This window comes from Tessaracoccus yangjingae (assembly GCF_054483935.1).
On the sequence record NZ_CM137014.1, the window covers coordinates 974,740 to 997,459 of the forward strand.

General features: G+C 71.5%; 17 protein-coding genes. 8 read left to right on the forward strand and 9 right to left on the reverse strand.

Annotated elements, in window-relative coordinates; genetic code table 11:
• Positions 1–37: 37 nt before the first annotated feature.
• Positions 38–679: a TetR/AcrR family transcriptional regulator gene (locus tag ACX1D3_RS04110; protein WP_458995717.1), complete on the reverse strand. Its 642-nt coding sequence runs from the start codon at positions 677–679 to the stop codon at positions 38–40.
• Positions 680–823: 144 nt separating this feature from the next.
• On the opposite strand from ACX1D3_RS04110, the gene ACX1D3_RS04115 reads away from it, so the two are divergent.
• Positions 824–2,266, forward strand: a complete 1,443-nt coding sequence (locus tag ACX1D3_RS04115; protein WP_458995718.1) for an MFS transporter — start codon at positions 824–826, stop codon at positions 2,264–2,266.
• 48 nt (positions 2,267–2,314) lie between these two features.
• Complete coding sequence (locus ACX1D3_RS04120; RefSeq protein ID WP_458995719.1) at positions 2,315–4,381, forward strand: hypothetical protein; 2,067 nt, start codon at positions 2,315–2,317, stop codon at positions 4,379–4,381.
• 310 nt (positions 4,382–4,691) lie between these two features.
• Here the strand turns inward: ACX1D3_RS04120 and ACX1D3_RS04125 are convergent, their stop codons facing one another.
• Positions 4,692–6,068, reverse strand: a complete 1,377-nt coding sequence (locus tag ACX1D3_RS04125) for an HNH endonuclease signature motif containing protein (protein ID WP_458995720.1) — start codon at positions 6,066–6,068, stop codon at positions 4,692–4,694.
• A 246-nt stretch (positions 6,069–6,314) separates the two neighbouring features.
• A complete protein-coding gene (locus tag ACX1D3_RS04130) occupies positions 6,315–7,460 on the reverse strand; it encodes an acyltransferase family protein (protein ID WP_458995721.1) in 1,146 nt (381 codons plus the stop codon).
• A 118-nt stretch (positions 7,461–7,578) separates the two neighbouring features.
• Between ACX1D3_RS04130 and ACX1D3_RS04135 the strand changes: the two genes are divergently transcribed.
• Positions 7,579–9,513 carry an acyl-CoA dehydrogenase family protein gene (locus ACX1D3_RS04135; RefSeq protein ID WP_458995722.1) on the forward strand — a complete coding sequence of 645 codons (1,935 nt, stop codon included), beginning with the start codon at positions 7,579–7,581 and terminating at the stop codon, positions 9,511–9,513.
• A 55-nt stretch (positions 9,514–9,568) separates the two neighbouring features.
• On the forward strand, positions 9,569–10,462 hold the full coding sequence (locus tag ACX1D3_RS04140; protein ID WP_458995723.1) for a DUF4389 domain-containing protein: 894 nt from the start codon (positions 9,569–9,571) through the stop codon (positions 10,460–10,462).
• Between the two features lie 9 nt (positions 10,463–10,471).
• Here the strand turns inward: ACX1D3_RS04140 and ACX1D3_RS04145 are convergent, their stop codons facing one another.
• From ACX1D3_RS04145 to ACX1D3_RS04155, 3 genes are all read right to left on the reverse strand, one after another.
• Positions 10,472–11,194, reverse strand: a complete 723-nt coding sequence (locus ACX1D3_RS04145) for a DNA alkylation repair protein (RefSeq protein WP_458995724.1) — start codon at positions 11,192–11,194, stop codon at positions 10,472–10,474.
• Complete coding sequence (locus tag ACX1D3_RS04150; protein WP_458995725.1) at positions 11,187–12,275, reverse strand: DUF7485 domain-containing protein; 1,089 nt, start codon at positions 12,273–12,275, stop codon at positions 11,187–11,189. Before ACX1D3_RS04150 ends, ACX1D3_RS04145 begins: the two co-directional genes overlap by 8 nt.
• A gap of 62 nt (positions 12,276–12,337) precedes the next feature.
• Positions 12,338–12,733, reverse strand: coding sequence for a four-helix bundle copper-binding protein (locus ACX1D3_RS04155; protein ID WP_458995726.1), 396 nt, complete (start codon positions 12,731–12,733; stop codon positions 12,338–12,340).
• Positions 12,734–12,847: 114 nt separating this feature from the next.
• On the opposite strand from ACX1D3_RS04155, the gene ACX1D3_RS04160 reads away from it, so the two are divergent.
• Positions 12,848–13,294, forward strand: coding sequence for an SRPBCC family protein (locus tag ACX1D3_RS04160; RefSeq protein ID WP_458995727.1), 447 nt, complete (start codon positions 12,848–12,850; stop codon positions 13,292–13,294).
• Positions 13,295–13,567: 273 nt separating this feature from the next.
• On the opposite strand, the gene ACX1D3_RS04165 is transcribed toward ACX1D3_RS04160, so the two are convergent.
• A complete protein-coding gene (locus ACX1D3_RS04165; protein ID WP_458995728.1) occupies positions 13,568–14,626 on the reverse strand; it encodes an alpha/beta hydrolase family protein in 1,059 nt (352 codons plus the stop codon).
• Between the two features lie 88 nt (positions 14,627–14,714).
• Positions 14,715–17,075: a GMC oxidoreductase gene (locus tag ACX1D3_RS04170; RefSeq protein WP_458995729.1), complete on the reverse strand. Its 2,361-nt coding sequence runs from the start codon at positions 17,073–17,075 to the stop codon at positions 14,715–14,717.
• Positions 17,076–17,178: 103 nt separating this feature from the next.
• Between ACX1D3_RS04170 and ACX1D3_RS04175 the strand changes: the two genes are divergently transcribed.
• Together ACX1D3_RS04175 and ACX1D3_RS04180 are read left to right on the forward strand one after the other, a co-directional pair.
• Complete coding sequence (locus tag ACX1D3_RS04175; RefSeq protein ID WP_458995730.1) at positions 17,179–18,687, forward strand: FAD-dependent oxidoreductase; 1,509 nt, start codon at positions 17,179–17,181, stop codon at positions 18,685–18,687.
• 368 nt (positions 18,688–19,055) lie between these two features.
• Positions 19,056–20,114, forward strand: coding sequence for an IS110 family RNA-guided transposase (locus tag ACX1D3_RS04180; protein WP_458994711.1), 1,059 nt, complete (start codon positions 19,056–19,058; stop codon positions 20,112–20,114).
• A 111-nt stretch (positions 20,115–20,225) separates the two neighbouring features.
• Here ACX1D3_RS04180 and ACX1D3_RS04185 read toward each other — a convergent pair whose 3' ends face one another.
• Positions 20,226–21,044, reverse strand: a complete 819-nt coding sequence (locus ACX1D3_RS04185) for a TspO/MBR family protein (RefSeq protein ID WP_458995731.1) — start codon at positions 21,042–21,044, stop codon at positions 20,226–20,228.
• A 200-nt stretch (positions 21,045–21,244) separates the two neighbouring features.
• Here ACX1D3_RS04185 and ACX1D3_RS04190 point away from each other — a divergent pair, with 200 nt between their 5' ends.
• Positions 21,245–22,612, forward strand: a complete 1,368-nt coding sequence (locus ACX1D3_RS04190) for an FAD-binding oxidoreductase (RefSeq protein ID WP_458995732.1) — start codon at positions 21,245–21,247, stop codon at positions 22,610–22,612.
• Positions 22,613–22,720 lie beyond the last annotated feature (108 nt).

Consider the following 22,720-nt stretch of genomic DNA (forward strand, 5'->3'; position numbering starts at 1 on the left):
TCGCGGCCCGGCTCAACCAGCGGTGGGGAGGGCCGGCCTACAGGTCGGCGACGGCGAGCTCGATAGCCCGACGCGCGGCGAGGGAGTCGGCCCGGGTCAGGGCACGGAAGGCGTCGGCGACCTCGCCTGGCAGGTCGAAGTCCGGGCTGACCAACCACTGGACCTGGAGGCCGTCCCAGACGGCGGCCATCTGCCGGGCGAACTGCTCAGGCTCGATGTCCGGATGAGCCCGGCCCTCCTGCTGGAGACTCACCAGCAACTCCCCCCAGGTGCGGCGGACCATAGCGGCGCGGGCCATGAACCACTCGTGGGCGGGGTGCCCCGGCGCGCTGGCGTTGGCGGACTGGACGGTGAAGAGCCGGACCCGGTTGCGGTGCCCCCTGTCGGCGGCGGCCAACGCGCGGATCCCTTCAGCGGGGTCCCCCGTGCGTCTCAACTGTTCGCTCGCGCTGTCGAGGTCGGCCTGCTCGAGGGCGGCCACGAACAGGTGGTCCCGCGTGGGGCAGTGGTAGAGGACCGTGGCCTCCGGCAGCCCGGACAGCTCGACCACGTCGGCGACGGCCACGTTCTCATGCCCCTTGTCGTTGACGAGCGCGAGGGCGGCGCGGCCGATCTGCTCGCGCCGTTTACGTGTCTTGGCGTAGGGACCTCGTTTCCGAGGGGCGGTGGTGTCGGTCACGCTCCCACTGTCACCCAAAACAAGGCTTGGCGCAACCTTTGGGCGCACTGGGCCCAGAGTCCAGTCGTTGACCCGGACTGAAAAGCATGCTTTCCTTGGTTTTGGGACACGAGGCCCACGCCGCTCAAGGAGGAGCACACACCCATGACCACCCCCGAATCGCCGGCCGTCGAGGCCGAAGCCCCCATGACGGAGGAGCCGTCCAGCCCGGGCACGTCCGCCCGGTACTCGGGCGGGCGCCCGTACCGCAAATACCTGCTCTGGTACGGCCTCGCCACCGCGGGCATCGTCGCGCTCTGGGGCGCCGCTGCCGGGGTGATCCTGCCCAACCACATCCAGGGCATCGCCTTCCGCGAGTGGTTCACGGGGCTCGACGCCGCCGTCGACCTGGTGGCACTGAACAACCTCAAGGCCCAGGTCGACGCCGGGGCGGTGCAGCCCACCGCCGAGCAGACCCGGCTCCTGGGCATCCTCGCCGGCTTCGATGCCGCCCGCGCCCAGAGCCTGGCGCTGGTCAGCGCCATCGGCGTCTTCGTCACCATGTTCATCCAGCCCATCACCGGCGTGCTGTCGGACCGCACCCGGTCCGGCTGGGGGCGCAGGGCGCCGTGGATCCTCGGCGGGGCCGTGATCGGCTCGGGCCTGCTGGTGGGTCTGCGGTACGCGAACTCGATCCTGCTCGTCGCCGTCTTCTGGGCGCTGGCGCAGCTGGTGGTCAACATCGCCCAGGGGCCGCTCAACACCACCGTCGCGGACCGCGTCCGGGAGGACAAGCTCGGGGGCGCCTCGGCGATCACGGGCCTGGGCAGCATGGTGGGCGGCGTGTTCGGCGGCGTCCTGGCCGGCGTCCTGTTCGGCTCGATTGGGCTGGACGTCTACTACGTGTTCGCCGGGGTGATGCTCGCGTTGTGCCTGGCATTCGTCTTCATGGCGCCCGACCGTTCCTCCCGGGGGCTGGAGGTCGCCCCCATGCGCTGGGGCGGGTTCTTCGCGTCGTTCCTGATCCCGCTGCGCGATGCCGACTACCGCTGGGTCTGGCTCGCCAAGATCGTGATGATGTTCGGCTACGCCGTGTCGACGGCGTTCGGCTTCTTCATGATGCAGAGCTACATCCGCCCGGCGCTTAGCGCGGCCGAGGCCACCCAGCTGGCCCCGCTCCTCGGCCTCGTCGCCCTCCCGGGCATGGTGGTGTCGATGCTCGTGTGCGGCCGCTGGTCGGACCGCATCCAGCGCCGCAAGCCGTTCGTGTTCTGGACCTCGGTGCTGATGGCGGCCTCGTTCCTCCTGCCGCTGTTCTGGCCCTCGCTGCCCGCCTTGTTCATCCAGGCTGTGATCAGCGGGATCGCGCTGGGTGGGTACATGGTGGTGGACCAGGCGCTGTTCATCGACGTCATCCAGGACAAGCGCACGGCCGGGCGGGATCTCGGCATGAGCGCCCTCGGCGGCAACCTCGGCCAGGCGCTCGGCCCCCTGCTCGCCGGGCAGCTCGTCGCCTTCACGGGCGGTTACTCCGGGGTCTGGATCATGGGCGCGGTGATCGTCACGATCGCCGCCGTGGCCATCCTTCCCGTCAAGCGCGCCCGGTAGAGCCGGGATCCACCACACCATCTTCCGCAACGAGACGAAGGCAGACCCATGACCGACTCCCTCCTCGCCGACAGGGCGATCCCCGCCGGAGAGCCCAGCCGCTCGTCGCTCCGCCCCGACGCGGACGCAGGCCTCCCGGACACCTGGCAGCTCGACGTTCCTGGGTTCGAGGCGCCCTATGTCGACGTCGACGAGGCACGTGCCCTCCCCGTGCCGCACCGGTACGTCCACGGGGGGTTCGCCGGCACCGACACGCGCTTCTCCTTCTATTTCCCGCCGGCCGAGGGCTACCAGGTGCGGTTCTTCCAGCACGTGACGCCCGTGCCGCAGAGCGAGAACCTCGCCCCGCTCGCCACGGGCGAGGAGGACAAGATCACCTTCGCCCTCACGAGCGGCGGCTACCTCGTCGAGACCAACGGCGGCGGGCCGGACGCGGCCAATCCCTTCTCCGGGATGGATCCGACGATCGGCGCCTACCGTGCCAACGCGGCCGCGGCGCAGTTCTCCCGTGAGGTCGCCCGCGCGATCTACGGCGATCACCGGCCCTACGGCTATCTGTACGGCGGCAGCGGTGGCGGGTTCCGCACCATCGGCGCGGCCGAGAACACGTCGGGCGTGTGGGACGGCTTCGTGCCCTACGTCATCGGCAGCCCCATGGCGATGCCCAACGTGTTCTGCGTGAGGATGCACGCCCAGCGCGTCCTCCGCGACGTGCTCCCCGGCATCGCCGACGCCTACGACGTGGGCGGTGACCCGTCGTCGCTGACCCTGAACGCCGAGCAGCGGGCCGCCTTCGAGGAGGTCACCCGCATGGGCTTCCCGGTGCGCTCGTGGTTCGGCTGGCGCACGATGGGCATGCACGGCTTCAGCGCGCTCTACCCCGGGGTGCTCGCCGCCGATCCCTCGTATCCCGACGACTTCTGGACGCAGCCCGGCTACCTCGGCGCGGATCCGGAGTCCGGCGTCCACGCCGACCGGGTGGTGCACGAGGCCATGATCGTGGGCCTGGGGTCGGGTGAGGCCGGCCTGGATGCCGCCGGCGCCGGGGGCGTCGACGAGTCGTTCCGGAACGCGGGCGGGGTGGTCGCGGCTCCGGTGGAGCTTCGGCTCGACCCGCCCCCATCGGGGTGGATGCTGGGTGCCGAGCTGCGCGTCACGGGCGGCGCGGCGGCGGGGCAGACCCTCCGCGTGGAGTCGGTCGACGGGGACGTCGTGCACCTCGAGCCGGGACAGGCCGCGACCGCCGCGCTGCTCGCTGCGGGCAACCCCGTCGTCCTGGACAACTCCAACTTCCTCGCCGCCCAGACCTACCACCGGCACCAGGTGCCGGGGTCCGAGTACGAGGTGTGGGACCAGTTCCGCGACGAGTCGGGCTCGGCGATCTACCCGCAGCGCCAGATGCTGCTGGGCCCCCTGTTCACGGCCAGCGCGTCGGGGACCGTGCCTACCGGGGCGGTGACCGGCAAGATGATCGTCGTAGCCTGCCTCCTCGACAGGGAGGCCTTCCCCTGGCAGGCCGACTGGTACCGGCGCCGCGTCGACGAGCACGCCGGCGGCGACGCGAGCCACCGGTTCCGCCTGTGGTTCATGGACAACGCGACGCACGGAGACTCCGAGGGCCAGGAGGAGCGGACGCACACCGTCTCCTACGTCGGCGCCCTGCATGCGGCGCTGCGCCAGCTCGCCGCCTGGGTGGAGGACGGGGTGGAGCCGGCGCGGACCACGTCGTACACCGTCTCAGACGGCCAGGTGGCCATTCCTGCGGCCGCGAGCGAGCGTGCGGGGGTCCAACCGGTGGTGGAGGTGCTGGTCAACGGCGCCCAAGTGGCTCGGGTGCGCGCTGGTGAGGTGGTCGACGTCGTGGTCGCGGCCGAGTTGCCGTCGGGAGGCCTCCCGCTCAGCGAGCTCGCCCTCGACCTGGCCGGCGTCGGGGACTTCGGCCAGACCCGGGAGCTGGACGGCGGAACCTCGAGCGTGGAGGCGTTCTCGACGAGCTTCGACCGGCCGGGCACCTACTTCGTCGCGGCCAGGGTCACCAGTCAGGATCCCGCGGATCGCGGCACCTCCGTGGGGCGGGTGCACAACATCGCCCGGGCGAGGGTGATCGTCGACTGAGCGCCGCTTCGCGGCGTTGCCCGGCTCAACCCGAGTTGGCGCCCCGTCGAAACCGGCGCTGGCTAGGGGTGTCGGTTGGGTTCCGCGGCGGCTGAGGGGGACCGGCCTCGCCCATGGGCGCCCTCGGCACGCCCAAAACCGCCGGCGTGCCTCGCCCAACGCCCGACCCACCGCGACCGGTCCCCCTCATCCACCGCTCCGCGGTCACGTCGCGTCCACTCACCGCTGGTTGAGCCGGGCCGCGAGGAGCGAAGCGACGCGCGCCCGCGTCGAAACCAACGCGAGTTCACCAGCGACGGCGTTGGGCGGGTCACTGACGCCAGGCGGGGGAGCTGACCAGGATCAAGTCGTCGTCCTCCGGTGGGCAGGGTGGTGCCCCTGCCTGGGGTGTGAGGTGTTGGAGCCGGTGGCGTTGATGCTGCCTGGGCCGGCGGGCGGGGTCGATGTGGCGGGGTGGGGTGAACCACGGCAGCCCGGTCACCTCATCGAGGTGCACGAGCCACTGCGACTCGGCGGACTGCAACGGATCAGGTTCCACGAGCCGGTGATGGTGCGGACACAACAGCACCCCGTTGGCCAGGCATGTTGGGCCGCCTGTCCACCAGGGCACGATGTGGTGGCATTGGCAGCCGGCGGGGGTGGCGGTGCAGCCGGGGAACACGCACCCCTGGTCCCGCTGCGTGATCGCTGCGCGGAGGGCGGGGGTGAAGTGGCGGTGGGTGCGGCCGACGTCGAGGGGCCGGGATGCGCCGCCGAGGACCATGGGTGTCAGGCGGGCGTCGCAGGCCATCCGTCGCGCGTCGCCGGCGGTGAGGCCGTCGATGCCGCCCACGCCGAGGACCTGGACCGGGCCGAGTCCGGTGACGAGGGTGTCGTAGTTGAGGGTGATGTGGACGTGGGGTCGGTCGACGCCGTGGGAGGGGAGGGTGCCGCCGGAGGCGGCGTGCTGGACCAGCAGGACGAGGGCGTCGGCGCGGCGGGTGTCTGGGCCTGCTGCTTCTCCGGTGTGGGGGTAGGTGGACTTCGCGGGCATCAGGGCGTCGAGCTGCGCCGACAGGAGTGCGGCGTCGGCGACGGGGAGTTGGCCGGTGATGCGGATCGAGCCGTGATGGTCCGGGGCCAGGCGCAGGAACCGGTTCCGCCGCGCCGCGGCCTCCTCCCTGGCCAGGCGGCAGGCGTCGTCGGCATCCGCCCGGTCGGGGTCGACGACCTCCGTCAACCGGGCCGCGAGGATTCGTAGTTCGGACGGCCCGAGGGTGTCGGCGTGGGCCAGGATCAACTCCTGGCACTCGACCAGTTGGGCGCGGGTGAGGTGTGGGGGGAGTTTCCGGAGCCCGGTGATGATCGCGTCGGCCTGCGCCACCGAGATCTCGCCGTCGTTGAGGGCGGCGCCGATCAGGGGGAATCGGTCACCGAGATCGGAGGCGAGGCGCAGCGTGGCGGTGGCCTGCGCTGGGGTGGTGCGCACCGATTGCCGCACGCGATCGATGACGGCATCCGCGGCGGACAGGCGGGCTTCGTTGAGCAGGTGCAGGCGCAACCCCGCGAGTTGGGCCTCGAACTCGCCGATCGAGTCGACCAACCCGGCCAGACGCTGCACCGCGGCGGCGTCGGTGCCGAGCGCGCCGGCGGCGTCCCACAGCGCGGCGAGATACCGCTGCCCCAGGTCCACCACTGTCTCGCTCATGTGAACCATTCTGTCAACGACCACCGACAGAAACGGGCCCAGAAAGCCCTCCCGGCAAGAAATTCTTCGAGCAATTTCTGGCCGTCCAGGCCGAGATCCCTGCAGCCGTTGGCTAGGCCGTCGCGAGAAGAGAATGCCCTTGTCAGACGGTATTGCGGCCCACCTGTGACTGTGATGCCGGGCGGCGTGCTCCTGGGCCCAGCGCGTGAAGATCGCCCCGCCGCGTGTGACGAGGATGCTCACGCCTCAGAGTGCCCGCCGCAGCCCGGGCAGCCGGACGGCCACCCAGGCGAGACCGAAGGAGCCGACGAGCCCGCCGGCCGCGACCGCCAGAGCCTTCACCTCCGCGGGTGCCGCGACCGGTCTGAGGAGCACGGCCAGAGCGAGCAGCGGAATCCCCTGGAGCAGGAACGCCGCGTAGCTGAGCCGCGACAACGCCGCGTCGCCGCGCCAGCGCCGGCCCATGGTCCGTTGCGCGACGCCGACGAGCCACACCGGACCGCAGACCACCAACGGCGCCTCCACCACCGCGAACGCGACCGCCCACGGGCCGGGCCCCCCGAGCAACGCGGGAATCCGCCCCGCCATCCCTGCCGCGACCACCAACAGCGTCATCGCAACCAACGCCGCGACCGTGACGGTTCGGCACCGCCTCGCCAGTCCTGCCGGGACGCCGTCGAGCCACGATCCGTCGGCAGGCCCACCCGACGACGCCACACCCACCGTGAACGCGGCCAGGCACGCCGGCCACTCCCAGAAGTTGAGGTCGCTCGCGCCGGCCTCCGACCCGTAGCTGTAGTGCAGCCGCACCGCCCACGAGGCGGCGGCGACGGCGGCCGCGAGCGTGAGCAGGTGGGTGAGCGTGACCGGACGCGCAGACGCGAGGTCGCGGCCGGCCAGCCGCACCAGCGCCGCGTACGCCAGCGAGAAGATCAGCAGGACGCCGACGAACCACGCCGGTCCGGTGTCGAGCCGGCCTGTGCCGAGAAACTCCTCCGCCCAGGTGCCGGTGTCGCGGCCGATCGAGCGGCGCATGAGGTAGGTGAGGGTGGGCTGCAGCAGGAGCGCGAAGACGGCGAAGGGGATTCCCAGCCGCACCAGGCGGTCCCGCGCGAAGCCGGCAGGGCCGCGCCGGGCCATCGACGGCGCGGCCACGAGCCCGGAGACGAGGAACAGCAGAGGCATCATCACCAGGCCGAGCGGCACGACGAGGACGAACAGGATGGCCTCCGTCGGAAGGCTCAGGGTCACTTCGCGGAACTCGCTGTACGTCCACACCTCGACCGTGCCGGCGTAGCTGAGGACGCCGTGGATGACGATGACCAGGCAGATCAGCAGGGTCTTGAGGGTGTCGAGCCAGGCGCGACGACCCGTCGAGGGTGCGGCCTCCATGGATCAGAGTGTCCCGCCGTCGTCCCCGGCTGACAAGGAGCGGTGGCTGCCGGGCTGCCGTTGCTGCCTCGTCGGAGACCGCCCAGGAGTATCGTGGAATGAGTTCCTGGAGGGCATCATGAGCACCACGACTCACCCCACAACCGCGCCCACCCAAGGTCCCAGCGCCCGCGAGGCCCGCACAGTTGCGGAGGCGGCACGACAGACCGAGTGGACGAAGCCCAGCTTCGGCAAGGAGCTGTTCCTCGGCAGACTCCGGCTGGACCTCATCGAGCCCTGGCCCACGCCCAGCCCGGCGGCCCGGGCCAAGGGGGAGAGCTACCTGACCCGCGTCGAGGAGGCGTGCCGCCGGATCGACGGCGCCCGGATCGAGCGGGAGGCGATGATTCCCGACGAGACCTTCGCCGACCTGGCCCGGATCGGGGCGTTCGGGATGAAGGTGTCCGAGTCGCACGGAGGCCAGGGGCTCACCCAGTACTACTTCAACAAGGCGCTGATGCTGATCGGCTCGGCCAACCCCGCGGTCTCCGCGATGCTGTCGGCCCACCAGTCCATCGGCGTGCCGCAGCCGGTGAAGATGTTCGGCACCGCCGCACAACGGGAGGCATACCTCCCGCGCGTGGCCGCCGGTGAGGTGTCGGCGTTCCTGCTCACCGAGCCAGACGTCGGATCCGACCCCGCGCGCCTCGCCACGACGGCCACGCCCGACGGCGACACCTACGTCCTTGACGGGCTGAAGCTGTGGGCCACCAACGGCACCATCGCCGGCCTGTTCGTCGTGCTCGCCCGCGTCCCGGCCGCCGCCGGCAGCAGGGGAGGGATTACCGCGTTCGTCGTGGAGGCGGACTCGCCCGGCATCACGGTCGAGCGGCGCAACGCCTTCGTCGGCCTGCGCGGCATCGAGAACGCCCTCATCCGGTTCCACCAGGTGCGGGTGCCTGCGGCCAACGTGCTGGGCGACGTCGGCAAGGGGCTGAAGATCGCCCTGGCCACCCTCAACACCGGCCGGCTGTCGCTGCCCGCGATGTGCGTGGGCGCGTCGAAGTGGTCACTGCACGTGGCCCGCGGCTGGGCTGCGGAGCGGGTGCAGTGGGGCCGGCGCGTGGGGGACCACGAGGCCATCGCCACCCGGATCGCGTTCATCGCGGCCACCACCTACGGCATGGAGTCGATGCTTGACCTGGCGAGCATGCTGGCCGACGACGACGCCAACGACATCCGCATCGAGGCGGCGCTGGTCAAGCTCTACGCCTCCGAGATGGCGTGGCGGATCATCGACGACCTGGTCCAGATCCGCGGCGGCCGCGGCTACGAGACCGCCGAGTCGCTGGCCGCCCGAGGCGAGCGCCCCGCGGAGGTCGAGCAGCTCATGCGCGACATCCGCATCAACCGCATCTTCGAGGGATCCACCGAGATCATGCACCTCCTCATCGCGCGCGAGGCCGTCGACGTGCACCTCGAGGTGGCCGGCGAGATCATCGACCCGGACGCGACGACGCGCGCCCGCGCCGAGGCGGTGGCGAGGGCCTCCGCCTTCTATGCCAAGTGGCTGCCGATGCTCGCCGTGGGTGCGGGCACCGTGCCCGGGGCGTACCGGGAGCACGGGCCGCTGGCCGAGCACCTGCGGTACGTGGAGCGGGCGGCCAGGCGCCTCGCCAGGTCGATCTTCGCGGGGATGGCTCGCTGGCAGGGCCGGTTGGAGCATCGGCAGGCGTACCTGGGCCGGATCGTCGACATCGGCGCCGAACTGTTCGCCATGGCGGCTTCCTGTGTGCGGGCGACGGCGGAGCGGGAGACCAGTCCCGAGGGCGTGGAACTCGCGGCGGCGTTCTGCGAGCAGTCCAGAGTGAGGGTCGATGCGCTGTTCGGGGCGCTGTGGCACAACTCCGACCGCAGCGACCGGCACCTCGCGCGCCGGGTGCTCGACGGGCATCATGCGCGGCTGGAGGACGGGGTCCTGCACATCGCCGACGACCTGCCCTGGGTCGCGGCATGGGAGCCGGGACCCGCGACGGTGGAGGACGTCCGGCGCCGGATCCCGCGCGTGACCTGACCGGGCCAAACGCTCAACTTCTACCGGTCGTAGTGGAAGAATTCGCCCTATGGACATGGATACGTTCCGCGGTCCCGATGCCCCTGTCGCCGTCGAGGGCGCCGAGCGACCTGACGTGTCGCGTGCGCTCTGGCTGGTGAAGTGGATCCTGGCCATCCCGCACTTCATCGTGCTCGCCTTCCTCGCGATCTGGGCGGTGTTCGCTTGGTTCTGGGCGCTCTTCGCGATCCTCATCACCGGCCGGTACCCGCGCCTGGCCTTCGACTACCTCGTCGGCGTCATGCGCTGGGGCTGGCGCCTGTCGTACTACCTCTACAACGTAGGCGCCACGGACCGCTACCCGCCGTTCACGCTCGCGGACGTGCCGGACTATCCCGCGCGGCTGGACGTGCGCTACCCCGAGCGGCTCTCCCGCGGGCTGGTGCTGGTGAAGTGGTGGCTGCTGGCCATCCCGCACTACATCATCCTGGCCGTGCTGTTCGGCTTCAGCCGCCCACACAACAACGAGGCGGGGCAGGTCACCACCGACACCAACTGGCCGGGCCTGGTCCCGATCCTCGTGCTCATCGCGCTCATCATGGTGCTGGTGTCCGGCACGTACCCGCAGCAGGTCTACCGGGTGGCCATGGGGTTCAGCCGGTGGCAGCTGCGCGTGACGGCCTACACGCTCCTCATGACGGACGACTACCCGCCGTTCCGGCTGGACCAGGGGCCGTACGAGCCCGGCGGCCCACGGCTGATGCCGCTGCCGCCCACCTGGGACGACGGTTGTCCCACCGACGACGCCCCGCCGTCGGCCCAGCCCCCGTTCCCGCCGCCAACACCTCCGACCCAGCCCCCGCCGTCGCCGCAGCCCCCGTTCCCGCCGCCAACACCTCCGGCCCAGCCTCCGCCGTCGGCGCAGCCCCCGCCGCCGACGCAGCCCCCGCCACCACCGCCGACCGCCTGACCGCTCGGGTCAGCGTGCTGCCAGGACGGCGTCGCGCTGCTCGGGCGCGAGGTACTTGACCGCCTCCCTCACGGTCAGCCCCGACGCCCTGGCCGCCCGCGGCAGCAGCCAGTCGAAGACCAGCTCGGGGCGCCGTCGGGCGGTGTCGCGGAGGATCCAGCCGATCGCCTTGCGGATGAAGAACTCCTTCTCCTCCAGCATGGCGTCCGCGAAGCGGGTGAAGCGCGCCCAGTCCCCGCCGCCTGTGCGCAGCGGGATCAGGTGGGCGAGCAGCGCCGAGCGCCTGATCCAGAAGTCCCCGTCCGCGGCCCACCGGTCCAGGACGGGGCCCCACGCCGGATCGGCTTCGGTGAGCGGACCCACGACGGAGGCCGCCAACGAGTCCACCAGCGCCCACGTCCGCGACTCCCGCAGCAGCCGTTCCAGCAGGTCCGCGTCCGCCACGTCCAGGAGCCCGCGGTGTGATTCCAGCAGCTCGACGGCGGCCGCGCGGCGCTCGTGCACCGGCTCGGCCCACAGCACCTCGACCATCGCGACAAGCGAGTCGTGGTCCAGCGCCACCCCCGCCATCGCAGCCCTGACTGCGGCGCGCATGGCCGGCACCGAGGCCCCGTAGTGCGTGAGGTCGCTCTTCAGGTACGCCTTCTCGCCCACGGCCCGCTCGGAGACTGCCCGGGCGCGGAGCTCGCCGTCGATCTCAGCGGCCAGGCCGGCGATCCAGTCCTCAGCCACGGCGGTAGACCGTGAGGGCGTCGTCGCCGACGATCATCAGCCAGGGCCGGTCGTCGCCGAGCCGGATGCCCAGGCGGGCGCCGTCGCCGGGGTCGGACCCGCTGGTGAGGGGAGGGAGGGGCTCGACGGTGCCGCGGCCGGCCTCGTCGATGCGCAGGAGCGCCTGGGTGTCCACGGCGGTGCCGGGCTCCAGCTCGACGATCCCGTTGATCAGGAGGGTGAGCACGCCGTCGGTTCCGGTCGCGGCCTCGATGACGGGGTAGAGCAACGCGTCGGGGTACTCGGCGGCCGTGAGTGGGATCGCGGTCGTCAGTTCGCCGAGCGTCACCGAGATGCTGCCGGGTTCGGTCTCGACGGTGTAGGCGAGTCCCGCCTGGCCGGTGAAGTCCCCGACGGGCGAGATTGCGCCGCTCGACGGGTCCACCGCGACAGGGGCGCCCTCCTCGTCGAAGCCGAAGACGGTCTCGCCGTCGGTGGTCTTCAGCGCGACGAACTCCGCCATGTCCACCTGGCTGAAGGTGCCGTCGGCGGACAGGCGCAGCAGGCCGGGGCGGTCCGGGGTGGTGCTCTGCAGCACGAGGGTGCCGTCCGCCAGCGCCTGCGGGGACTGCCACTGGAAGTACTCGCCTTGGGCGAGGTGCTCCTCGGGGAGCGGGGCGTCGCCGAGGTAGCCGCCCGTCTCGTCGTAGTGGGCCAGGCGGAAGTTGGCTGCGTCGAGGATCCACCAGGTGCCGTCGGGCAGCTGGGTGCCGTAGCTGGGGCCCCACTCGAGGCCCTCGCCGTCGCCGCCGAGGGAGGTGCCCAGCTGGTCGTCGGCCTCCCCGTACGGGAGGCTGAGGAGTTCCGACCAGTCGGGGCCGAGTTCGCCCGGGGCCTCGAGCAGGACGGGCTCGCCCGCGGTGAAGTCGAGGAGGGACTCCGAAGGGGTGGGGCTCGGCTGTGTGGTCGCGGGGCTGGGGGATGCCGGTTGCGAGGCCGACCCGCTCGCCGTGGGCGTGGGGGAGGGAGGGCCGGGTGCGCAGCCGGCGACGCCCAGCGCGACGGCCAAGGCTCCGACAAGGGAAGATGCGGGGCGGATCATCAACGAACCTCCTCCGCACCACGATACCGACGGGGTACGAGCGGGATGCGGAGCAACTCAGGTCAGGAGACGGACCCGCGGTAGGAGGTGCACAGTTCCTCGCACCGTCGGCACGCTTCCGCGCACACCCGGCAGTGCTCGTGCATGTCGGAGTGCTTCTCGCACTCGGCTGCACACGCGCCGCACGCGGCGATGCATGCCGCCAGGACGGCGTCGACGACGGTGTGGTCAGGCTCGACCCGGCGGGCCAGCACCCGTTCCGCCGCGGCGCACACGTCGGCGCAGTCCTGGTTGAGCCGGATGCAGGCGCGCAGGTCGGCCACCATGTCCTCCGCGAGGCACGCGTCGGCGCACAACGTGCACACCTGAGCGCACTCCGAGAGTGCACCCAGCAGGTCTCCAAGTCCTGAGGACTCGGGGGTGGTGATCGGATGGGTTCGCAGCATCTCGACATGCATCGTTCTTCTCCTCTCGTGCGAAAGGCCGTCGTGGCCCTCCTCCCTTCCCGTACCCAGCCCGGCCCATCCCAAACCGCCGTCCATGGGAGTCCTCCCCCGCCATAGCATGGGCTCATGCATGTTCGAGCGCGGTTCGTCGTGGAGGTGGCCGCAGACTGCCCGCCCAGCGAGGCGCTCCGGCGGGTGCTGGACCTGCGGGCGCACAACCGCCTCATCCCCCTGACCAGGGTGAGCCCCGCGGTGTCGGCGGACGAGCTGGCGGTGGGATCGCGATTCGTGGGGCGCACGGCGGTGGGCCGGTTCGGGTTCGACGACCCGATGCGCCTCGAGTCGCTGACGTTCGAGCCCGCAGACGCGATTATCGTGAAGCTGGGTCGCGCGATCAGGGGTGATGTGCGCGTCACAGCCACGCCGTCGGCCACCGGCAGCGTCGTCCGCTGGGAGCAGTCGGTGCACCTGCCTTGGCTGCCGGGCTTCCTCCAGCCGACGGCGGCGCTGGTCCTGCGCGCGGGCTACCGGCGGGTGCTGTCGCGGCTGCTCGCACCCTCCGACGCCGGGTGAGCCAGTCGCGCGCGAAGCGCCACCGACCGCGTCACAGCCTCCGGTAGGCCGGATCGTCGACTCGTGGGAGAGTCCACGGACCATCCCGGGTGGGTTTCGACGCGGGCGTGCGTCGCTTCGCTCCTTCGGCCCGGCTCAACCAGCGTCGGGGAAGGGTCTGCCCGGCTCAACCACTCCGCTGGGTGAGCCGGTCGGGCGCGAAGCGCCACCGACCGCGTCGAAGCCTCTTGCATCCGGTTCGTGGACTCGTGGGAGCTCGGCCGGCGGGTGGGGTCAGCGCGACAACTCCGCCAGCATGCCCGGGAAGATGTCCCTCGCCGCGTTGCGGCCCAGGAAGATGTCCAGGTGGCCGTACCCCGGCACCACGTGCAGGGCGTGCCTCCCCGGCTCAATCCCCTCCAACCACCGGTAGGTGCGCTCCTGGCTCTCGGGAAGGAAGCAGCGGTTGTCGCGCCCGGCGTACAGCACCCACCGGGCATCCGTCTGCGGCGCGCTCACGCCGTAGTCCTCGGGGAGCCCCTCCCGCCGCGACACCGATACCAGGTGACCCGCCCGCACGCAGGCGTCCATCTGGGCGAAGAAGCTCATCGGCACCTTCCCGAACTCGCCCCGGATCCACTCGTGCACGTCCGGGCCGAGGTTCGAGTGCGACCACAGCGCCGGACGCCCCGCCCCGTAGGTGAAGCTCACCTGCCGGCAGACGGCGTTGTCGCACTCGCGGTGCGTCGCGTTCACCGCGGCCCTCGCAGCCCGCGCGAACAGCGAGTCCGGCTCGTCCCCCCACGCCGGGTTGAGGTAGGGACTGAGCGACTGGATCAGCGGCCGGAGCCGTCGGATCTTGAACACCGACACCGCCGGGATCACCGGGTGCAGCGACACGGCGTTCGACACGATCGTCGTCACCTGCGGCAGCAGCCCCGCCGCGGCCGCCATCGCGAACGACGTCGAGCCCTGGCAGTGGATGATCGCCTTCATCGACGGCGACCCGGACACCTCGCTCACGTACCGCACCGCGGCGGGATGGTCCCAGGCGGCCGCGTCGTCGAGGGTCCAGGCGACGGGGTCGAGGTCGATGGAGGCCCGCCAGTTGAGCAGCCATACGTCCCAGCCGTCGTCGATCAGCGCGTCCACCAGGGTCCGCGACACGGGGGGCCTGAAGATCTCCCCGCGCACCCCGGCGCCGTGGACCAGAATCACCGGCTCCCGCGTGGGCTCGTGCCGTCCGCGGATGCGCAGCAGGGTGAGCGGGTGCCCGTCACGGGCGGCGATCACGTGCAGGGTGACCCGGTGATCGGTGCGCGTGGTGGGCCGGGTGGGCGCCTCGGCGGTCATCGGTCCTCCCTCTGGATGGGCCTGTTGGTGTGGGTGAGCGTGCGGGCGACGTGCGTGCCGCTGGTGGGCCGGGTGGGCGCCTCGGCGGTCATCGGTCCTCCTTCCTGACGGGCCCGTAGGTGTCGGTGAGCGTGCGGGCGAAGTGCGTCCCGAACCGGCCGAGCGAGCGCAGCGGGGTGCGGCCGTCGGCCCGGAACGTGGTGAGCTGGCGGGCGAAGTCGCGCGGCAGGATCCGCAGCAGCCCCGCGCCCAGGACCGGCCCGTCGCCGCCGGGCGGCACGTGCCCCTTGAGGAGCGTGATGTACAGGGTGGAGGTGTCGCGCCAGATGTCCAGGCCGGGGTCGTTGCGCACCGTCTTGAACCCGTACATCGTCACCGGCGCACCGGCGAGGTCGCGGAACCACAGCCGGTACCTCATCTCCCGCGTGGCCGCGAACTCGGTGGCCACGAACAGGTTGAAGAACCCGCGCTCCACGGGGAGCTTGCCGCCCAGTTCCTCGCACCTCACGTATCCCTCAGCGACACCCGGGTGCAGGTCGTCGGCCAGGAACCGCTCCACGTCCGGCACGGTGATGGTGAGCTCGAACATGAACCGCTGGTTCACCAGCCGCGCCCGCTTCCAGCCGACGACGGGGTCCGTCTCGCCGAGCGCCAGGAAGCCCTTCATCTGCTCGGTGAACTCGACGCTGTCACCGTCGAGGGGGGCCGCCGGGGCGGAGCCGGGAAGGTCGTCGTCGAGGTCGTCGGAGCGCCGTCCCCCCGGGGCTGACTCGAGGACCCGCTCCACGATCCGGTCGGCGTTCGCCGCGATCGTCAGGGCCGGGTTGGGGCCGACGGGCCCTGGCATCGCGGCGCCGTCGACGACGAACAGGCCGGGGTGGCCGAACACCTCGCCGTGCGCGTCGACCAGGCCGTCGTGGGGGGAGCGGCCCATGGGCGCGCCGCCCAGCGGGTGCACCGTCACGACGCGGCGGGTCCACCACAGCGGGTTGTCGTGGAAGTCGGCGTTCAGCTTGTCCGACATGGCCCGCATGGTCTCGCGCATCGCGGAGAAGTAGCGCATCGAGGTGGCCGTGGACCAGTCGACGTCGATCTGGCCGTCCTTGAGCACCACGCGCCCGTCCGCGACGTCGCGGCCCATGCCCAGCATCGGCAGCGAGCTGGAGCCGAGGCGGCCCTGGCCCACGAGCCCCGCCACCTCCGCCGAGATCGTCGACTCGTTCTGGCCCCGCAGGCGGTGCGCCATGATCTCGCGCACCACCTTGGCGGCCCGCTGCATCGACGACGTGACCTGCGCGGTCTCGATCAGCCAGTTCGCGAACTCCGGGAAGCCCGCCTCCTGCACGTAGTACCCGCGGCCCTGCCTAGGGTCGCCGTCGGCGGCGTCCGGAACGCGGATCGACGTGGTGATCACCGGGCCGTGGCTGCCGTCGATGAGCCTCGGGTTGCCCGAGGCCGTGTCCACGCGCGCGCCCATGGCGAAGGTGAGCAGGTCGCCGTTGCCGCAGAACCGCGACCCCAGCGCCCGGCTGAGGCCCGGCAGGTTCACCCGGTTGCGCAGCAGCAGCGTGGTGGTGCCGAGCGCCCCGGCCGCCAGGAACAGGCGGTCGCAGTGCACCGTCCGGGTCACGCGCGTGCGGGGCCCGTTGTCCTCCAGCGGATCGCCGTACTCGGTGTAGCGCACCGAGTAGCCGCCGCCGCTCAGCGGGGCGATGCCGGAGACCTCGCAGTTGGGGCGCACGTCCGCGCCGTGATGGACGGCGGCGGACAGGTACGTGTGGTCCAGGGTGTTCTTGGCCCCCTCGTTGCAGCCGATGTCGCACTCGCCGCAGAGCCGGCAGCTGAGGCGCGTGGTGCCGTGCAGGTTCCCGTACTCAGGCGGCGGGATCACCTGCTTCATGGCCGGCGCCCCGTGGGGGGTGGCCGAGAAGGAGATCGCCAGCGGCGGGTGCATGACCTCCAGCCCCAACGACTCCGCCGCCTCGCGCAGCGCCCGCGTCTTCGGCAGGTCCGGGTAGGGGGATGGGACCGGATCCAGCATCCGCTCCACGGCGTCGTAGTGCGGCTCCAGGTCCGCCCGCCCGATCGGCCAGTGCTCGTACCCGCCGCCGGGCAGCGGGGCGTCCTGCACGAACCACTTCTCGTCCTTGCGCAGCAGCACGTTGGCGTAGATGAGCGACCCTCCACCCAGGCCGCTGGAGACGATCGCCTCGAGCCTGCGGAAGGACTTGATGTCGAACAGCCCGAACAGCTCGTCGTCGGGCTCCCAGAACGCCCGGCTCATCTCGTGCGGATTTCGGGCGAAGCTGCCCGGTGGGTATGGGCGACCGCGCTCCAAAAGAACCGTCGCGTGGCCGGCCTCGGCCAGCCGGAAGGCCGTCACGGACCCTCCGAAGCCTGATCCCACCACCACCGCATCCACCCGTTCGACGGGGGCCCGCTCACTCATGGCTCACAGTAACGGCGGGGCGTGGGCCCGCGGAAGGGGCGGTTCCCGGGCCCGATTTCGTCAACCGGCCGGGCAGTTGACCAGGCGGGGCGATGATGGGCCCATGGAGTCCATGCAGTCGGTCTGGTTCGCCACCCACCCCGTGATGAGTGCCCCGTCGAGCGCCTTTCCCGACGGCGGCCGATTCGACACCGTCGTCGCGGGGGCGGGCATCACCGGCCTCACGGTGGCCGTCCTCCTGGCCCGCGCAGGGCAGAAGGTCGCCGTCGTCGAGGCGCGGCGGGTGGGCGCGGTGGCCACCGGCAACACCACCGGGAAGGTGTCGCTGCTGCAGGGCAGCACCCTCTCCGGGATCCGGGCGCATCAGGACGACGAGGTCCTGCGGGCCTACGTCGACGGCAACCGCGAGGCTCAGGCGTGGCTGCTGCGGTTCCTCGACGAACGTGAGGTGGACTACCAGCGCCGCACCGCGTTCACCATCGCGGTGCAGGGCGACGGGGTGCGCACCCTGGAGGAGGAGCTGCACGCCAGCCGGGCGGCGGGCCTCGACGTGTCCTGGACCACCCAGACGGGCCTGCCGTTCGAGGTGGCCGGCGCGCTCGTCCTGGCGGACCAGGCGCAGATCCATCCCCTCGTCGTCCTCGACGCCCTCGCGGCCGAACTGGTCGCGCACGGCGGGATGGTGGTCGAGGGGGCCCGGGTGACCGACGCCGAGACCGGGTCCGATGTGCGGATCACCACCACCCGCGGCGAGCTGCAGGCCGACCAGCTCATCCTCGCCACCGGCAGCCCCGTCCTGGACCGCGGCGGCTACTTCGCCAAGCTCGTCCCGCTGCGCTCGTACGCCACGGCCTACTCGGTGCCCGGCTCCATCCCTCAGGGCATGTACCTGGGCGTCGACCACCCCACCCGCTCGCTGCGCACCATCCCGGTCGACGGCGGGGAGCTGCTCATGGTGGGCGGCAACGGCCACGTGGTGGGCCGGACGGACTCCGAGGCGGCCGCCGTCGACGATCTCAGGAGGTGGACCGGCCGCTACTTCCCCAGCGCGAAGATGACGCACGCCTGGTCGGCGCAGGACTACCGGGCGATGGACCGGGTGCCCTACGTGGGGGAGATGCCGCGCGGCGGGGGACGGATCCACGTCGCCACCGGCTACAACAAGTGGGGCATGACCAACGGTGTCGCGGCGGCGCTGAGCCTCAGCGCCCGGCTGCTCGGCGGATCGATGCCGTGGGCGGAGGTGCTGGCCTCCCGGACGCCGGGGGCGGCAGCCGTGCTGGGTGCGGTGGCCCCGAATGCGAAGGTCGCGGCCACGCTGGCCAAGGACTGGGTGCAGGCCGAGCTCCGCGCTGCCCCGGACGAGGCGCCGTCGGAGGGGGAGGGGATCGTCGGGCGCGGTGCGCGCGGGCTGCCCGAGGCGGTGTCCACCGTCGACGGGGTCACCTGCCGGCTGTCGGGGGTGTGCACCCACCTGGGGGGCGTCGTGCACTGGAACGACGCGGAGAAGTCGTGGGACTGCCCGCTGCACGGGTCGCGGTTCGCTCCCGACGGCGCCGTCCTGGAGGGCCCGGCGGTCGCGGATCTGCCCCCCGCGCCCGCCGCCGGCTGAAGCCCGTTGGGTGAGCCGCCGCGCAGCGCCCCCACCGCTGGCTGTTCGCTGTCGTGGTCACCCACCGCTGGCTGAGGTGCGAGGAGCGAAGCGACGAGCCTCGAAGCTGTGAGTCTGGTGTCACCACCTCATTGGTGGTGTTGTTGGGATCGACGGTCGCGTCGTGACTCTCCTCGAAGCTGGCCCTCCGGGTGCCTTGGTTAGGACATGTCCGGCGTGAGCGTCGACCCCGACCCGAGCAGAAACCAGTGGCCTGATTCAGGAGCTTGACCAACCAGCGTCAGCAGCGCCGGTTGTGTCCCATCACAGTTGTGCCTAGTCCCTGCCCGGATCGGAACCCGATGGTTGACGTCCATGGAAGGGGACGCATGTCCAGTGTGAAGAATCTCCGCGAGCTTGTCGACCTTGTGATCGGGGTCGACACCCACGAGCAGTTCCACGTCGCCGCGGCCGTTGACGCGGTCACCGGCGGGGTGCTCGACACGATCAAGACCCCGGCCGACCCGGCCGGCTATCAGCAGCTCATCGACTGGGCCCACACCCGTCCCGGCCGGCGCGGGTGGGCGATCGAGGGCACCAACAGCCATGGCATCGGCCTGACCCGCGCCCTGGCCGGCGAACTGGTGGTCGAGGTCGACCGACCAGAGCGGATCAAGCGCCGCAACGGCGCAAAGTCCGACTCCATCGACGCGGTCCGGGCAGCCCGGGACGCGTTGGGCCGGGACTCCCTGTCCACCCCGCGGGCGGTCACCGGTGACCGTGCCGCGCTCCAGGTCCTTGTCACCAGCAGACACCTGACGATCACGCAGGCCACCGACACCGAACGCCAACTCCGCTCGATGGTGCTCACCGCCCCCGACGAGCTCCGGTCACGGTTCACCGGCCGCAAGACCGCCCCGATGGTCACCCAGGCCCTGAAACTACGACCCCACACCAATGACGACCCCCTGACCGGGATCCTGATGCCGGTACTGAAGGAACTCGCACAGCGGGCCCGGTCGCTGCGGCTCTACGCCATGGCCCTGCAACGGCAGATCCTCGACATCGTCAGGAAGTGGCGCCCTGACCTGCTCGACCTCAACGGCGTCGGACCGATCGTCGCGGCGAGCCTGCTGCTGGTGTGGTCCCATCCCGGACGCGTCCACTCCGAGGCCGCATTCGCGATGCTCTCCGGAACCGCCCCCATCCCGGCCACCAGCGGCACACAACAGACCAGACACCGCCTTAACCGCTCCGGCGACCGCCACCTCAACCAGGCCATCCACACCATCATCCTCTGCAGACAACGCAACGACCCAGCCACCAAGGCCTACATCGAACGCCGCACCGCTGAAGGCCGAACCAAGCGAGAGATCCGCCGCTGCCTCAAACGCTACGTCGCCCGCCAGACCTTCAGAATCCTCGAAAAAGGGGTTGACAAAACATAGGAGCGTCCTAGGAAACGTTCCTTGTCAGCTCACGTTTCTTAGGCTTCGAGGCCGCTACGCGGCACCTCAGCCAGCGGGTGTGGGGCACCTCAGCCAGCGGGTGTGGGGCGGTCAGGCGTGCGCGGGCGCCGGCGTCGAAGCGACGGACGAGTGACGGAGGCGCACCGCCAGCGCCGCCGCGACCACCACGGCGGCCGCGACACCAGCGGCCACGCCCGTGATCGTGGACTCGGGGGCGTCGGTGAGGCGTCCCACCGCGATCCAGCTCAGCCCCCAGGCCATGGCCGCGGCCACCGCGAAGCGCCCGCCGAAGCTGCGGGCCAGGATGACGCCGAGGGTCGCGGCCACGGCCAGCACCGCTACCGCCAGGTACTCGGAGGCGGGGGCGGCGGGGTTGACGCCCGAGTCCACGAGGGTCGCGGTGATATTGGCCGCCGTCGCCACGGATACCCAGCCGAGGTACAGCCCGAAGGAGCCGTCGACGATGAAGCGCTCGACCCAGGCCGGGCCGCTGCCCTCCGCCGCGGGGATGGCGGTGAGCCGGCGCACCAACTCGCCGAGCACCAGAGCCAACGCGACGATCACCGCGACACTCGCCCACAGCCACCCCACCTGCGTGACCAGGAGCCAGGACGCGTTGAGCACCATCGACGCGGCGGCCAGCCACCCTATGGAGCGGGCGCGGCGGCTCGTCGTGTTGGCGGGTAGCCACTGCCACACCACATAGGCGATCAGGCCGGCGTAGATGACGGACCAGATGGAGAACGCGTTGACCGCGGGGGCGATGAGGGTCGCGGTGGCGGACAGGCTTCCGCCGGAGCTCTCCTCGACGCGGGTGCCGATGACGCCGATGCCGAACAGCGTGCCGATGATCATGAACACCGCGCTGGCGGTGACGACCACCTGGCGGACTCGATCGTTGTTGAGCATGTGCCCACCCTCTCTGTGACTAACCTTGAACAAAGCTTATACAAACCTTGGTCAATGCGCCAGCCCCGGTAGTTGACGGCCCGACGCTATTGGAGCGCCGCAACGCTAAGCCGCCCGCATCGCCGCTGGTGAGCAGCTTGTGCTCAGGGCCGCCAGGGCACGGGCTGGGATACCACCGTGGGCGCGAGCACACTCCGGAGATGGACACGGCATCCCTGGCCAGGCTGGCCAGCGGCGTCCACGGGACGGTCATCGGCCCCGAGGATGCCGCCTACGACGGCGCCCGGAGCGTCTGGAACGGCGTCATCGACAGGCGGCCCGCGCTGATCGTCGAGTGTGAGGGGGTCGACGACGTTATCGCGGCCGTGCTCTTCGCCCGCTCGCACGACCTCCACGTCTCGGCCCGCAGCGGCGGGCATCACGTCGCCGGTTTGTCCGTGCTCGACGGCGGGCTCGTCATCGACCTCGGGCGGATGCGGGGCGTCACCGTCGACCCGGTGTCGCGGCGGGTGCGCGCGGACGGTGGCGCGCAGATCGGTGACGTCGACGCGGCCACCCAGGCGCACGGGCTGGCCGTGCCCTTGGGAGTCGTGTCCGAGACGGGCGTGGCCGGCCTCACCCTGGCCGGCGGCTACGGCTGGATGCGCCGCAAGCACGGGCTGAGTTGCGACAACGTGGTGGGGATGGACGTCGTGACGGCCGACGGCAGGCTCGTCCACGCCGGGCCCGACGAGCACCCCGAGCTGTTCTGGGCGCTGCGCGGCGGTGGCTTCGGCCTGGGCGTGGTGACCACGATCGAGTACCTCGCGCACCCCGTCGGTCCCGACGTGTACCTGCCGTTCCTCACCTTCGCCCTGAGCGAGGGGGAGGCCGTCCTGGGCCGGCTGCGCGAGTTCGCCCGGTCCGCGCCGCCGGAGTTCGGGTGCATCGCCGTCTGCTGGACGTACCCCTCGGCCGAGCCGTTCCCGGAGGAGCTATGGGGACAGGACTTCGTGGGGGTGGCCGGCCCCTACATCGGCGACCCGTCGGAAGGGGAGCGGGTGTGTGGCGAGTTGCGCAACCTCGGCACCGTGCTCACCGACATGGGGTCCGTGGTGCCGTGGCTCGACGCGCAGCGGTTCTTCGACGAGGACTACCCTCGCGGCCGGCGGTACCACTGGAAGTCCGCGCACCTGCGCGACCTCGACCGCGACGCGGCGGCCACGCTCGTCGAGCTGGCCGCGCGCCGCCCGTCGCCGCTCACGTCGCTGGACATCTGGATCAACGGCGGCGCCATCGCGGAGGTGCCCTCAGACGCCACCCCGATCGCGGACCGCACAGCGCCGTACATGATCGGGATCGAGTCGAACTGGGACGACCCCTCGCAGGACGCGGCCAACGTCGCGTGGGCCCGGGAGACCGCGAAGGCGCTCGAGCCTTTCGGCACCGGCGGCTCCTACCTCAACTTCGACGACCTCAGCGACCCCGCGGCCGCCCACCGCGCCCACGGGGAGAACACCGAACGGCTGTCGGCGGTCAAGGAGCTCTACGACCCCTCCGGGCTGTTCCGGTCACGGGTCCACCGCTGACTCCATGAGCCGCTTCCCGCGATAAAGAGCCTGGTCGCGGACTCATAGGCGGGGCGCAGCACGCCCACAGAAACCCCACAGGCTCCGCTGGCGGAATGGGTACATCAC